Annotated in this window: 15 protein-coding genes; 6 read left to right on the top strand and 9 right to left on the bottom strand. The window is 54.3% G+C overall.

The annotated features are described in order from the left end of the window. Positions 1 to 136: 136 nt before the first annotated feature. From mfd to gorA, 4 genes are all read left to right on the top strand, one after another. Positions 137 to 3,586: a transcription-repair coupling factor gene (gene mfd, locus H7F11_RS03515; RefSeq protein WP_193649863.1), complete on the top strand. Its 3,450-nt coding sequence runs from the start codon at positions 137 to 139 to the stop codon at positions 3,584 to 3,586. Beyond that, positions 3,583 to 4,701: a phosphoserine phosphatase SerB gene (gene serB, locus H7F11_RS03510; protein ID WP_193649862.1), complete on the top strand. Its 1,119-nt coding sequence runs from the start codon at positions 3,583 to 3,585 to the stop codon at positions 4,699 to 4,701. Before mfd ends, serB begins: the two co-directional genes overlap by 4 nt. A gap of 333 nt (positions 4,702 to 5,034) precedes the next feature. Next, the gene (locus tag H7F11_RS03505; protein ID WP_193649861.1) at positions 5,035 to 5,775 is read left to right on the top strand and encodes a glutathione peroxidase; all 741 of its coding nucleotides are present in this window, start codon (positions 5,035 to 5,037) and stop codon (positions 5,773 to 5,775) included. Positions 5,776 to 5,836: 61 nt separating this feature from the next. Continuing rightward, positions 5,837 to 7,186, top strand: a complete 1,350-nt coding sequence (gorA, locus tag H7F11_RS03500) for a glutathione-disulfide reductase (RefSeq protein WP_193649860.1) — start codon at positions 5,837 to 5,839, stop codon at positions 7,184 to 7,186. A 50-nt stretch (positions 7,187 to 7,236) separates the two neighbouring features. Here the strand turns inward: gorA and H7F11_RS03495 are convergent, their stop codons facing one another. The 7 genes from H7F11_RS03495 to radC all read right to left on the bottom strand — a co-directional run bounded on the left by H7F11_RS03495 (position 7,237) and on the right by radC (position 10,998). After that, a complete protein-coding gene (locus H7F11_RS03495; RefSeq protein WP_075322151.1) occupies positions 7,237 to 8,052 on the bottom strand; it encodes an S-methyl-5'-thioinosine phosphorylase in 816 nt (271 codons plus the stop codon). Beyond that, positions 8,053 to 8,601, bottom strand: a complete 549-nt coding sequence (locus H7F11_RS03490) for a hypoxanthine-guanine phosphoribosyltransferase (RefSeq protein WP_193649859.1) — start codon at positions 8,599 to 8,601, stop codon at positions 8,053 to 8,055. A gap of 7 nt (positions 8,602 to 8,608) precedes the next feature. Then, positions 8,609 to 8,986, bottom strand: coding sequence for a DsrE/DsrF/DrsH-like family protein (locus H7F11_RS03485; RefSeq protein WP_010641460.1), 378 nt, complete (start codon positions 8,984 to 8,986; stop codon positions 8,609 to 8,611). Positions 8,987 to 9,093: 107 nt separating this feature from the next. Continuing rightward, positions 9,094 to 9,456 (bottom strand): YtxH domain-containing protein, encoded by a 363-nt coding sequence (locus H7F11_RS03480; RefSeq protein WP_024894021.1) that lies wholly within the window; start codon positions 9,454 to 9,456, stop codon positions 9,094 to 9,096. Between the two features lie 26 nt (positions 9,457 to 9,482). Further along, positions 9,483 to 9,836 (bottom strand): hypothetical protein, encoded by a 354-nt coding sequence (locus H7F11_RS03475; protein ID WP_010641456.1) that lies wholly within the window; start codon positions 9,834 to 9,836, stop codon positions 9,483 to 9,485. A gap of 122 nt (positions 9,837 to 9,958) precedes the next feature. Next, on the bottom strand, positions 9,959 to 10,327 hold the full coding sequence (locus H7F11_RS03470) for a diacylglycerol kinase (RefSeq protein WP_193649858.1): 369 nt from the start codon (positions 10,325 to 10,327) through the stop codon (positions 9,959 to 9,961). Continuing rightward, complete coding sequence (radC, locus tag H7F11_RS03465; protein ID WP_193649857.1) at positions 10,324 to 10,998, bottom strand: RadC family protein; 675 nt, start codon at positions 10,996 to 10,998, stop codon at positions 10,324 to 10,326. Before radC ends, H7F11_RS03470 begins: the two co-directional genes overlap by 4 nt. A 32-nt stretch (positions 10,999 to 11,030) precedes the next feature. On the opposite strand from radC, the gene coaBC reads away from it, so the two are divergent. Together coaBC and dut are read left to right on the top strand one after the other, a co-directional pair. After that, on the top strand, positions 11,031 to 12,281 hold the full coding sequence (gene coaBC / locus H7F11_RS03460; protein WP_193649856.1) for a bifunctional phosphopantothenoylcysteine decarboxylase/phosphopantothenate--cysteine ligase CoaBC: 1,251 nt from the start codon (positions 11,031 to 11,033) through the stop codon (positions 12,279 to 12,281). Continuing rightward, on the top strand, positions 12,274 to 12,726 hold the full coding sequence (dut, locus tag H7F11_RS03455) for a dUTP diphosphatase (protein ID WP_193649855.1): 453 nt from the start codon (positions 12,274 to 12,276) through the stop codon (positions 12,724 to 12,726). Before coaBC ends, dut begins: the two co-directional genes overlap by 8 nt. Before the next feature lie 9 nt (positions 12,727 to 12,735). Here the strand turns inward: dut and H7F11_RS03450 are convergent, their stop codons facing one another. Next, a complete protein-coding gene (locus tag H7F11_RS03450; protein WP_193649854.1) occupies positions 12,736 to 13,017 on the bottom strand; it encodes a high-potential iron-sulfur protein in 282 nt (93 codons plus the stop codon). Between the two features lie 170 nt (positions 13,018 to 13,187). Continuing rightward, positions 13,188 to 13,559 (bottom strand): 50S ribosomal protein L17, encoded by a 372-nt coding sequence (gene rplQ, locus H7F11_RS03445; protein ID WP_193649853.1) that lies wholly within the window; start codon positions 13,557 to 13,559, stop codon positions 13,188 to 13,190. Positions 13,560 to 13,573 lie beyond the last annotated feature (14 nt).

The following is a 13,573-nucleotide window of genomic DNA, read 5'->3' as shown; positions in this document are numbered from 1 at the left end:
TCTTCCTCAACTTATGGATTTCAGACGCAGTATCCGCAGTCTATACAGCAGGCGCAAGCGTTTCAGCTTTTGCAGTTTGGGCACGGGCACCTTACACTAGGCTCCCTGAATTTGCTGATATGATATCCCGGATATTTTGGACTTTCCTCTCGCTTTGGGCCCTGCCCCCCGTGCAGGTAATGCACGCAGTTTCAGCCATATTTTCGGAGCTGCCGATTGCTGGCTGGCAGCCGAAATGCTCCGCAAATGGAAAAAACCTCTGTTGGTGCTCCTGCCCAATCCCCGTGATCTGGAAGAATGGCAGCGCGAGTGGTCATTTTTTGCGCCGGATCTGGATGCGCCCCTGATTTTCCCGGATCGGGAAATTCTGCCCTATGATCGTCTGGCACCTCCGGCTGATGCGACCGCCACCCGTCTCGCGACATTGGCGGCCTTGCCCAATTGGCGTGGGCTGTGTCTGGTCCCTCTGGCGGCCGCTCTGCAACGTCTTCCGCCCAGGAGTTTTCTTGATCAACATGCCTTTGTACTGGCGGTGGGAGACAACCTCCAGCCCGAGCGCTTTCGACAACGCCTGATTGATGCGGGCTACCGCAATGTCAGCGAAGTTTCCGAACCCGGAGAGCTCGCCTGGCGCGGCGGCATTATTGACCTGTTTCCCAGTGGTAGCCCGCTGCCCTACCGGATTGAGTTATTTGACACCCAGGTAGAAAGCATCCGGGCATTTGACCCGGAAACCCAGCGGACTCTGGAGAAAGTATCCAGGGTATCCCTGCTGCCTGCGCGCGAAATTCCTGTAGATGCGGCAGCACTGAATGAATTCCGCAGCCAGTTTCGGGCAAAATTCAGTGGTGACCCGCAACGTGCCGAAGTCTATCGAGCGGCAAGTCGCGGACAGGTTCCCCAGGGAGCAGAGCATTACCTGCCTCTGTTTTTCCCGGAAAGCAGCCATCTGCTTACCCATTTTCCTCCGGACGGGATCATTTTCATGCCCCCCGGTCTAGAAAGCGCCAGCCAGCAGATTCGCCACGACTGGCAGGAACGCCATGAAGAGCGGGCATACGACACCAGTTATCCGATTTTGCCACCAGACGCACTTATTTTAACGCCTGCCGAATGGGAAACAGCACTCCAGAGTCGTGCACAGGTGCATGGCGAGGTAGAAGGCCCCGGTGCAAGCCTACCCTGCGGACCTCTACCAGCCTTGCAGGGAAACAGCGAAACGCCCCTGTCAGCTCTGGAAACTTTTCTGCGTCACCTCCCCCAGCAGGGCCGCGCCCTGATTGCTGCAGAATCTCCGGGCCGTCAGGAAGCGCTGTCTGAGCGCCTGAACAAAGCGGGTTTAAGTGCCACCCGCCTGAAACACTGGCCGGATTTTCTCCAGTCCACAGAAAAAATCGCTATTACCGTAGCCCCCTTGGAGCGCGGTCTGCTGCTGAAAGAGAAAAATCTGGTCCAGCTTGCACTCATCTCGGAAGCGCAGATTTTCGGTGACCGGGTATTTGCGCAAAGACGAAGTGCGCAGGTCCGCCAACGTCATGTGGAAGGCATGGTTCGCGATCTGGGCGAACTGCAGCCCGGCGATGCGGTCACCCACGAGGAATATGGCATTGGTCGTTTTCAGGGGATGAGTACCCCTTTTGCGGCGCAAGGCGATGTCAACGAATATGTGGTGCTGGAATATGCCCAGGGAGATTTGGTGTATGTCCCGGCAGATCATCTGGATCGCATTGCCCGTTATGTGGGCAATGGGGCAGCAGAACCGGTGCTATCCCGCCTCGGCAGTCAACACTGGGATAAAGCCAAAGCCAGGGCCCGGGAAAAAGCCATTGATGCAGCCAGTGAGCTGCTGGACATATACGCCAGACGAGCGGCCCGCCAGGGCCGTGCTTTTGCAGCTCCAGATGAGTCTTATTGGGACTTTGTTTCCCGCTTTCCTTTTGAAGAAACGCCCGATCAACAACAAGCCATTGACGCCGTCATTGCCGACATGATCAGCCCGCATCCCATGGATCGTCTGGTTTGTGGTGATGTAGGGTTCGGCAAAACCGAAGTGGCGTTGCGGGCAGCCTTCCTGGCCGCCCATGGCGGGGCACAGGTCGTGGTTCTGGTACCGACCACTTTGCTGGCTCAGCAGCACTATGAAAACTTTCAAAACCGCTTTGCCGGAATACCGCTGCGGATCGAGGTCCTGTCCCGTTTTCAGAAGGGCAAAACCCACAAGGAAATCCTGGCCGCCACCCAGGCCGGAGACGTCCGGATTCTGATCGGAACCCATCGCCTGCTCCAGAAAGATGTGGCTTTTAAAGACCTTGGCCTATTGATTCTGGACGAGGAGCACCGCTTTGGTGTGCGGCAAAAGGAGCAGATCAAGGCCCTGCGTGCCGAAGTGGATATTCTCACCCTGACGGCCACGCCTATTCCCCGCACCCTGAATCTGTCCCTGGCCGGATTGCGCGATTTATCCATCATCGCCACCCCACCCCAGCGTCGGCAACCAGTGCGTACTTTTGTGCAGATCTGGGAAGACGCTGTGGTCGTCGAAGCCTGTCAGCGAGAATTACATCGGGGCGGACAAATTTATTTTCTGCACAATGAAGTACGGGATATCGAACGCATGGCCAGCAACCTCAAGCGTCTGCTTCCCGAAGCCCGGCTCCGGGTCGCCCACGGGCAAATGCCTGAAGGCGAGCTGGAGGCGGTCATGCTGGATTTTTATCATCAACGCTTCGATATTCTGCTCAGCACCACGATTATCGAATCCGGTATCGACAATCCCCACGCCAATACCATACTCATCAATCGCGCCGATAAATTTGGTCTCGCGCAACTCCACCAGCTCCGGGGCCGGGTGGGACGTTCCCATCAACGGGCCTATGCGTATCTGTTTACCCCCGATGTACGCGCCATGAGTGATGATGCCCGGCGCCGCCTGGATGCCATTCAATCTCTGGAAGATCTGGGGGTCGGCTTTGCCCTGGCCAGTCATGATCTGGAAATTCGTGGAGCCGGTGAACTTCTGGGCGAAGAGCAAAGCGGGCACATGGATGAAGTGGGTTTCACGCTCTTTATGGAATGGCTCAACGACGCAGTTGCCGCCATCCGTGCGGGCAAGGACCCCCGCAGCCCGGCCGAACAACGCGCCAGCGGACCGGAAATTCATCTGAATACGGCGGCACTGATTCCCGACGATTATCTGCCCGACGTGCACTTGCGTTTGCAACTATACAAGCGCCTCAGCGATGTCCGCAGTGATTCCGCCATTGGTGAAATCATGGTGGAAATGATCGACCGATTCGGGCCGTTGCCAGACCCGACCAGAACCTTGCTGTGCCAGACCCAGCTCCGCCTCCTGGCCAGCCAAATCGGCATTGATCAGATTGATGCCGGACCTTCCGGAGCACGCCTGCAATTCGCCCAGGAAAATCAGGTATCCCCGGAAAAAATCATTGCGCTTATTCAGCGTCCGCACAGTGTCTATCAGCTGGATGGCGGCCAACGCCTCAGAATTCGCCAGGATTTACCCGACGGCGAGGCACGCTGCCAAAAAATCATTCAACTCATTGAACCATTAAGGAGTAATGCATGAGCAGCACGCGCCTTGCCATATTGAGTCCCGCCGGACGTGGCCCCATGACTTTACCGTCCAGCATGGGACAATTTGTTCATAGTACGGAAAGCCATCAGGAACTCTGGGGATGCTGGCTACAAAGCTGGAATTTACCGGTTGCCGTCAGCGAAATTGCGCCGTTTCTGGATGAATTATCGCGGCAGGCCTTGCATCAGCAAAGAGAAGTTTTCTGGTCTCCCATGTCCAGTGTAGACAGCGTCTCCCGTATGGTATTGCGCGGCGCGGCGCAGCCCGAGGCGCTGCGCCGCGCATTGACGACCCTGCATCTTCAGAACAGCATGCCTGGCCGCATACTCCATGCCCAGGGCGATAGCCTGGCCATTGCCATTCACGGTCCTCATGGTCCGGTTCCTGCCGCCAATCGTGCCTTGGCCGACGCTCTGGAAGGCATCCAGCTTGATCTGGCCATAACACCACTTTGGGAAGCTGGTCACTTTAAGCTGTTGTTGACCGACATGGACTCTACCTTGATCAGCATTGAATGTATTGATGAAATGGCGGATCACCTGGGTCTCAAGCGGCAGGTTGCCGCCATTACCGAACGCTCCATGGCGGGTGAACTGGACTTTCAGACCTCCCTGCGCGAGCGGGTGCGCTTGCTCCAGGGCACACCCGCCAGCACCATCGACGCCATCATTCGCGAACGCCTGCAACTGAGTCCAGGCGCACGGGAACTCATCCAGGCAGCCAAGTCTCAGGGCCTGGAAACCGGTGTGGTTTCCGGTGGATTCACCCAGTTTACCCGCCATCTCCAGGAAATGCTGGATCTGGATTACGCCTTTGCCAATACCCTGGAAATTGTCGATGGTAAAATCACCGGGCAGGTTTTGGGTGATATTGTCGATGCCAACGCCAAGGCCGACCTTCTCGATTTGCTGGCCATCAGTGCCGGAACCGATGCCAGTCACTGCATTGCCATTGGCGATGGCGCCAATGATCTGCCGATGTTACGCAAGGCAGGTGTGGGTATTGCCTATCATGCCAAGGCGGTCGTCCGCGCTCAGGCCGATTTTCAGATTCGCTATGGCGGACTGGATACTGCAGCGCATTTTCTTGGCTGGTCGTGTGCTTAATCCTAAAAACGGCAGTTGCCGTGAATGCTTTTTGCTCCATTGTTCCTTGCCTGTTGTTATAAGGCTCATCCTGCTGTCAGGAGAGAACTCGCCCTACGGGCTCAAACAGCTCTCCTGACGGGCGCTGGATTTCGCCAGGAACAACAACGGCTCGAAACAAAAGTCGCTGCAAAGCACCCACGGCAACTGCCGTTTTTAGATTAATCCATAGCTTTGCTGCCGGGAGAGGTTCAGCAAATTGTTCTTGCATTATGTTTAGACTTATTCTATTATTATTTATAGTGCAGAGCACATCGTGATGCATTGTTTCCACATCCGCACAAGGAGATCGTTATGAAGCTCACCAGTATGGAAGGTAAATCGGTTCCACAATCCACTTTTCGCACCCGTGTCGACAACCAGTGGCGGGATATGAGCAGTGACAGCCTCTTCAAGGGCAGAACTGTCATTGTATTTTCATTACCCGGTGCTTATACCCCGACCTGTTCTTCCAGCCATCTGCCCCGTTACAACGAATTGGCCCCGACCTTTCGGGAAAACGGTGTGGATGAAATTATCTGTCTTTCAGTGAACGACGCTTTTGTGATGGGTGCCTGGGCCAAGGAACTGGGCGTAGAAAATATCCGCCTGATTCCCGATGGAAATGGGGATTTTACCCAGGGTATGGGTATGCTGGTGGACAAAAGCGATTTGGGATTCGGTAAGCGTTCCTGGCGCTACTCCATGCTGGTCAAGGATGGCGTCATTAGCAAAATGTTTATCGAGCCTGACAAACCCGGTGATCCCTTTGAAGTCTCCGACGCAGATACCATGTTGCGTTACCTCAATCCCGAGGCCAGGGATCCGGAATTTATCACCGTATTTACGCGTGAAGGTTGCCCGCACTGCGCCCGGGCCAAAGCCCTGTTAAAAGAACGCAATATGGTTTTCGAGGAAATCCACACCGGCATGGGTACGGGCATCAGCTCGCGCAGTATTCGTGCAGTCAGTGGCCGCTCGACGGTACCCCAGGTGTTTATTGGCGGACGCCATATTGGTGGTGCAGATGATCTGGAGAAGTTTTTAGGTAAATAAATTTGTATTAACCTGAATCCAGAAAGCCGGAATAAACGCAGCAAAACAAGGAGAAACCAGCGTGAACCAGGATTATGATTTAATCGTCATTGGCGGCGGCAGTGGCGGCATTGCCACGGCCAACCGGGCGGCCAGCTATGGGGCCAAAACCGCATTGATCGCAGAAGGACCATTGGGAGGCACCTGCGTTAATGTTGGTTGTGTGCCTAAAAAAATCTTCTGGAATGCTGCTCACCTGGCCGAACAAATGCGGATGGCAGAAGACTATGGTTTTGATGCGGTTGCCTCCAGTTTTCATTGGGAACGGCTCAAGGCCAAAAGAGACGCTTATATTGATCGTCTCAATGGCCGCTATGCACAGGGACTGGATGGTAATGGCGTTACCTTGATTCGTGGACATGCGCGTTTTCATGACAAAAACCAGGTGGAAGTAGACGGTAAGATTCTGCGTGCCCCGCACATCCTCATCGCTACCGGTGGCCAACCCACCTGGCCGGATATTCCCGGTGCCGAGCTCGGCATCAGTTCAGATGGTTTTTTTGAATTGGAACACGCTCCACGCTGTGTCGCCATTGTCGGAGCCGGTTATATTGCCGTGGAACTGGCTGGCGTTTTGCATGCTTTGGGCAGTGATGTATCACTGCTCATGCGTCGCAAGCATTTTCTGAATGATTTCGAGCCGATGCTCCGTGAACATCTGATGGAGGCCATGCTCCACCAAGGCATCAATTTGCTGGCCCAGCGTCAGGTGCATGAGCTGGAAAAACGCCCTGATGGTTTATGCCTGCACTTTCAGGATGGAGACTGCCTGGGCGGACTGGATGCCGTCATTTGGGCGATTGGCAGACGTCCAAACAGTGCAGAACTGGGGCTGGAAAATGCCGGCATCAGCTCAGACGCAAACGGATTCATTCCCGTGGATGCTTTCCAAAACACCACTGTTCCTGGCATTTATGCGTTGGGCGACGTGACCAGCGCTCCCGCCCTGACCCCGGTGGCTATTGCTGCCGGGAGAAGACTGGCGGATCGCTTATTCAACCAGCAGCCCGAACGCCACCTGGATACCACGCTGGTGCCGACGGTAGTCTTTAGCCATCCCCCCATCGCCACGGTAGGCCTCAGCGAAACGGCCGCGCGGGAAACTTACGGGGATGAAGCCGTCAAGGTGTATCAAACCCGTTTTACCCCGATGTTGCGGGCATTTTCCGAAGACCCTGAAAAAACCGCCATGAAACTGGTGACCGTAGGACGGGAAGAAAAAATTGTCGGTTTGCATGCCATTGGCGATGGCGTCGACGAAATGTTGCAGGGTTTTGCAGTGGCTTTACGCATGGGCGCCAGCAAAAAGGATTTTGACGACACGATCGCCATTCATCCCACCAGCTCGGAAGAGTTGGTCACTTTACGCTGAAAAGTTAAAAAGGCAGATCTGACTGACGATCTGCCTTTTTTAGCCGCTCGTTACTTGCGCCGACTGTGCAAATGTTTAAGTGCTTCCGGGCCTACGGAAACGCCGCAGTCACATTGCGGGCAATCAGCCAGCAGAGGCACCGTACTGGCCAGAATCGCCCGGACTCTTTCCATGCCCTCATGCATGACGGCGTCAATGGCCTCCATGGTGATGGGCTCGCTGGATTTGCCAGCGGCCGGATTGACTACCAACGATATGGGTGCGTAACAAAGACCGATCTCGCGGGCCAATACCGCTTCCGGTGCACCAGTCATGCCCACAATATCTCCACCATCTTTTTCGATGCGCCGAATTTCCGCAATGGTTTCCAGACGGGGACCTTGGGTAGCCGCATAGGTAGCCCCATCTATCACCCCCACATCAGAAATCTTTGCCCCCTCTAAAAGACGTTCACGAATACGTCCGCAGTAGGGTTCGGAAAAATCAATATGGACCACCATGCTTTCGCCACCTTCAAAGAAAGTGCCAGGCCTTCCGCTGGTGTAGTCAATCAACTGGTCCGGAATACATATCACCCCGGATTGCATGGCTGCACTGATACCACCCACCGCCGCCACGGCAATCACATGGGTCACTCCCACATGGTGCAAGGCCCAGATATTGGCACGATAATTCACTCGGTGCGGGGGAATGGTATGTCCGTAACCGTGCCGAGCCAGAAAAACCACTTCCTGCCCGCCCAGATCACCAAAAGTCAGGGGGCCGGAAGCCTCACCGAACGGTGTTCTTACCACCCGACGATTACGGATCTGCAGGTTATTGAGTCGCGTCAAACCACTTCCACCAATAATGCCGACCACGCCCATTCAGCGATCCTCCGGGAGGAAAAAAATTCCCGGGGCATTACGTCCCAGTCCCCGGGCATCCAGACCATAGCCAAACACGAACTGGTCTGGAACCTCCAGACCGACATAATCCACCTGCAGGTCAACAGATCGTGGCCGCATCTTGCGCACCATCACCGCCGTATGCACCGCCACAGCACCTTCTGCCATGCAATAGTCCTGAATGGATTTGAGGGTAATACCTTCATCCAGAATATCATCCACCAGGAGCACAACAGCCCCTGAGAGAGACTCCTTGGGACGCGTACGCCATTGCAACTCGCCACCACTGGTTTCTGAACCGTAGCGACTGACCTGCACACAATCCAGCGTCATGGGAAAATGCAGATGCGGCATGAGCTGGCCCACCACGACAATGGCGCCAGTCAATACACAAAGCAGCACCACCGGGCGATGTGGGGTCAGATGTTCAAGATCCTTATTAATGGCAACGGCCATCCTCTGGATGGCCGCTTCCACCTCTTCCGCGCTGAACAGATGTTCAGCGGGCCCCAAATGGGTAGGTGTCATCTTGGCATCAATACGTAAAGGTGACCACGTCGTCGTCCATGGCCTGCTCAATCACATAAGCGCCACCGACCACGTCGGATACTTCAGGAATCAAATCTTCCTTGGTGCAGTCCCACAATTCCAGCGTCGGGGTGCAGACAAAAAACTTTACGCCAGCCTCATGGGCATCCTTGATGAAATCGTAGACACTTTTGGGACTGCCAGGCATCACGAACATTTTTTCCGCCACGCCTTTTTTGGCCAACTCACCGGCACGGGCGGTCAACACCACTTCCACGTCAAAATCCATTGCGGCAGCAACGGTAGCCTGAAAGAACGGCGCGCCCAGTTCCTGGGGGTTGGAAGGATCGGTGTTTACCATAACCATCAACAATTTATCAGCCATCTGTATCTCCTTAAGAATTCGGTCTGCACATCATAGCCGTCCCGACCCGCAACCGCACCATGAAATGATTGATTACACCATAAAAAGTCACGTGTCGAACACTGAAATCAGAGGTTCTCTTCTTCTTCCAACAGCACTTCCCGACGGGCACGTGTGCTTCTGGTAAGAATGTCCCGCTCGTCGGCCAGAGCCCGCTTGGCTACCTGGATAGCCTCCAGCAAATCTTCACGTTTGGATTCCATCAAATCTCCGCCGGCATCCATCAATCGAGCAGTTTTTTCCTGGATTTCATCAATCAACACCGCAATGCGTTCTTCCGCCAAAGATTCCAGGTTGTAAAAACGCTCTCTACCCTTGTCCATCGCCTTACGCAATTCCTGACGGGTTTCCGCACCGCTGGCTGGTGCCAGCAATAAGGCGCCTACTGCACCTACCAGAATCCCCACTACAAAACCTTCTGCGTTTCTCATGGTTTTTCTCCTCGCCGTTTCCGGCTTTAACGTTTGCGTGAAAAATAGCGCCAGCCTGTGCGCAAAGCCCGATACCACATACCGAGTTCCTGTACAGGCTGGACCAGGGTTTCGGTGGTTTCCATAATTTCCCGACTGAGGTACTTCATGGTGGAATCCACCCGATTCATCTGCGCCCGCCCCACCTGGGTCATTTTCTTGATATCTACCAAGGCCGACTTCAGCTCAAAAATCAGGGGGCCAACATCCTGTTCAGCACGGGCCAGCAATCTTTCCAAACGCAAAAAAGTCCGAATAAATACGCCCGCAGTCACCGCAATGATCAGCATAATAATGATCAAGACAACGGCAATAACGGTAATGCCCGCGTTAATACCCATTATTTCTCCCTACGTTTTGCAATTTTCCGGCAGCCAGTCCGTGGCTTCCATAAGCCCCGCCGCAACCCGCATATACGGTCATTATAGGCAGCAACAGCGCACCGGGTAAAATAACACCCATCTTATCCACCCCCAGCATGGAAATACTGCCACAAAATCAGTAACAGCAGAGCAACACCGACGCTACTCAAAACAAAAACCGCTGCCGCCCCACAATCCTTGGCGCGAGCAACCAGGGGATCAAATTCGGGACTGACCAGATCCGCCAGCGACTCTACTGCACTATTCAATAACTCGGTAGCCAACAGCATGGCCATCCACAGCAGGGCCAAGCCCCACCACCATAAAGCGACCTGCGCCCAAAGCAAAAAAGCCACGGCCGCCAGCACAGCCCATAATTCTGCGCGAAAGCTGGCTTCTTCCCGTGCGGCAATCCTCAGCCCGCGCAGAGCATAGAGTGCGCGCTGCCAGATGGGTTTATTTTTATTCACCAACCCCCCTGCTCGCGCAAAGACAAGGGTTCACCTTCACCGACAATAAAATGATCCAGCAAACGCAACTCCATTAACTGCATGGCACTTTCCAGACGCCGGGTCAGCGCAAGATCAGCAGAGCTCGGCTCTGCCACGCCGGAAGGATGATTGTGCGCGACAATCAAGGCGGACGCATTCAACTCCAGCGCGCGCTTCACCACTTCGCGAATATGGACTGTCGCAGCATCTATGGTCCCCAAAAACATTTCTTCGAGCTTCAACACCCGGTGGCGATGATCCAGAAAAATGACAGCGAATATTTCCCGGCCGCGATCGCGCAGACTGGCCGACAAATACTGGCGAACGCGCTGTGGGGAGTCCAGGCAACTACCCCGCTGCCAATCTTCTGCCAGATGCCGTCGCCCCATCTCCAATACCGCCTGCAGTAAGGCATATTTCGCATCACCCATACCATGATGCGCACAAAACTGATCCCGGGTAGCCGTCAGCAAGGCCCGCAACCCACCAAAAATTTGCAGCAATTCCCGGGATACATCCACTGCACTTTTACCCTTCACACCAACCCGCAGAAAAATCGCCAAAAGCTCGGCATCAGACAAACTTTGCGCCCCTTTCTGTAATAATCTTTCTCGCGGCCGTTCGTCCACCGGCCAATCAGTAATAGCCATTTGCTCCCTCCATCCCTTAAACTGGGAATATCATGATAGAAACCCTATTCAACACGACCGAGCCCCTGGCTGGCAAACGAATTCTGATGGGAATTTGTGGCAGCATTGCGGCCTATAAAAGTCCGGAAATAGTCCGCCAATTGCTGCGCCTCGGTGCCGAAGTACGCGTAGTCATGACCCAAAGCGCCAGGCAGTTTGTTACGCCCATCACTTTACAGGCCCTGAGTGGTCAGCCGGTACGCCAGGATTTATTTGCGGCCGAGGATGAAGCCGCAATGGATCATATTCGTCTGGCGCGCTGGCCGGATGCCATTATTGTCGCGCCGGTGACGGCAAATAGTCTTGCCCGTTTTTCCCTGGGTCTTGCCAATGATCTACTCAGTACCCTGCTGCTGGTCACGCGCGCACCCGTTTTTCTTGCTCCGGCCATGAACGCCAGCATGTGGTCACATCCTGCCACCCAGGGGCATATCCAGCAGCTGCTTGAATATGGCGCACAATTTCTGGGCCCTGATGCCGGGGTTTTAGCTTGTGGCGAGGAAGGCACGGGACGCATGCTGGAACCAGAGCAGATAGTTGGCCAACTGCGCCTGGCTCTGGCCAACAAAACACTTTCTGGAAAGCAAATACTGGTTACTGCAGGCCCCACCTGGGAAAGCCTGGATCCAGCCCGGGGACTGACCAACCGCGCAAGCGGCAAACAGGGATTTGCACTGGCTCAGGCTTGTGCTGAAGCCGGTGCGCAGGTACGACTCATCAGCGGTCCCAGTCATGAACCAACACCGCCCGGGGTTCTGCGGGAAGATGTCAACTCAGCTCAGGAGATGCTCGAGGCCTGCCTGCATAGTCTGGAAATACCCACGGATTTATTGATTGCCAATGCGGCGGTTGCGGACCATCGACCCACTTTGCAAAGCCCACATAAAACGCCCAAATCAGCAGTGCCTGAGCAGATTGCGTTGACACTGAATCCAGATATCGTGTCCAGCATCCATCGTCACCCCCAACGCCCACGCGTCATTGTTGCCTTTGCCGCAGAAACCCGGGATCACTTGGATTCAGCACGCGCCAAGGCATCCCGCAAGGGGGCCGATACCATTATTATCAATGATATCAGCAGCAGCACGACTGGAATGGGCAGTGAAATCAATGCCTGCACCCTACTCCATGATAAAACTCAAATAGATATTCCAGCTTGCCGTAAAATTGATATGGCAAGGATACTCATCGGCCACATCAGCAAAATCCACTTCGCCAGCGAGGTTCATCATTCCCGTGACTAATTTGCAAATTCGCATCCTCGACCCACGCATTGGTACACAATGGCCATTACCCCATTATGCCAGCGCTGACGCCGCCGGAATGGATTTACGCGCCTGCCTGGATGAGCCCCTGCATCTGTCGGCAAACACTGTGGGGTTAGTATCAGCAGGCTTTGCCATGCACATCGCTGATCCTGGAATCACCGCACTCCTGTTACCCCGCTCAGGTCTTGGACATAAGGGCCTGGTCTTGGGCAACCTGACCGGCCTCATTGATGCGGATTACCAGGGACCCATAAAAATGTCTCTATGGAACCGCAGTCAAGAAGAAATCGTCATTGAACCGGGAGAACGGGTAGCGCAGATGGTTCTGGTACCCGTTATTCGCCCTGAAATTCTGGTGGTTGGTAAATTTGCTACCACAGAGAGGGGTAGTGCCGGATTTGGCAGTACCGGACAGCAATAATTCAGCGATCTATTTTTTCGGCATATAAACAGCGCAATACCCATGGGGACTAATTTTACCGGACACTACCTTGCAGGTCCCATCTTCGTTGGGCTTGGCTCCAGCGACAAAAAATTTGCAATTACTGCACATTTCCTTGCCGTTGGGGTGGGTAACATATTGCACTGAGGCCTGACTGGCTTTACTGGTTGCTGCCTCTGCGATATTGGACAGCACTGCCGGTGCCACTGCGGCCGCCAAAACCACCTTACCACTCGACCGGAACCATTCACGACGGGTCAACTTCTTCATAAACTTCTCCTATTAGCTTGGGTACCGAAAAATAAGCACAACGATACCAAATTACCATAGTACGTAGTCAGGTTTAATGTGTAGCCAGAAACCTAAAAAAAGGCACAAAAAAACGGCCCTGATTTTCATCATGGACCGATTTGTGGTTCAAAAGCCCTTGTAAAGCGATATCAGGCGGTGGCAGCCTGACGGTCGACCAACTCGACAATAGCCAAAGGGGCATTGTCACCAGCACGAAAGCCATATTTCACAATACGCAAATAACCACCGGGACGCGCAGCATAATGTGGACCAAGATCATCAAAAAGCTTGACCACCGCCTGCCGATCACGCAAGCGCGAAAAAGCCAGACGACGCTTGGCAACCGTGGCATCCTTCGCCAAGGTTATCATCGGTTCGGCAAAGCGACGCAGCTCTTTGGCCTTTGGAAGCGTCGTAACAATACGCTCATGGTGAAACAAGGACACCATCATGTTGGCAAACATGGCCTGCCGATGACTGCTATTTCTATTTAGTTGCTTACCACTTTTGCGATGACGCATAACCCATTCCCTCT

The sequence above is a fragment of the Acidithiobacillus sp. HP-2 genome (assembly GCF_015100155.1).
Taxonomy (GTDB): domain Bacteria; phylum Pseudomonadota; class Gammaproteobacteria; order Acidithiobacillales; family Acidithiobacillaceae; genus Acidithiobacillus.
This window is presented reverse-complemented; position numbering and strand designations above follow the sequence as displayed.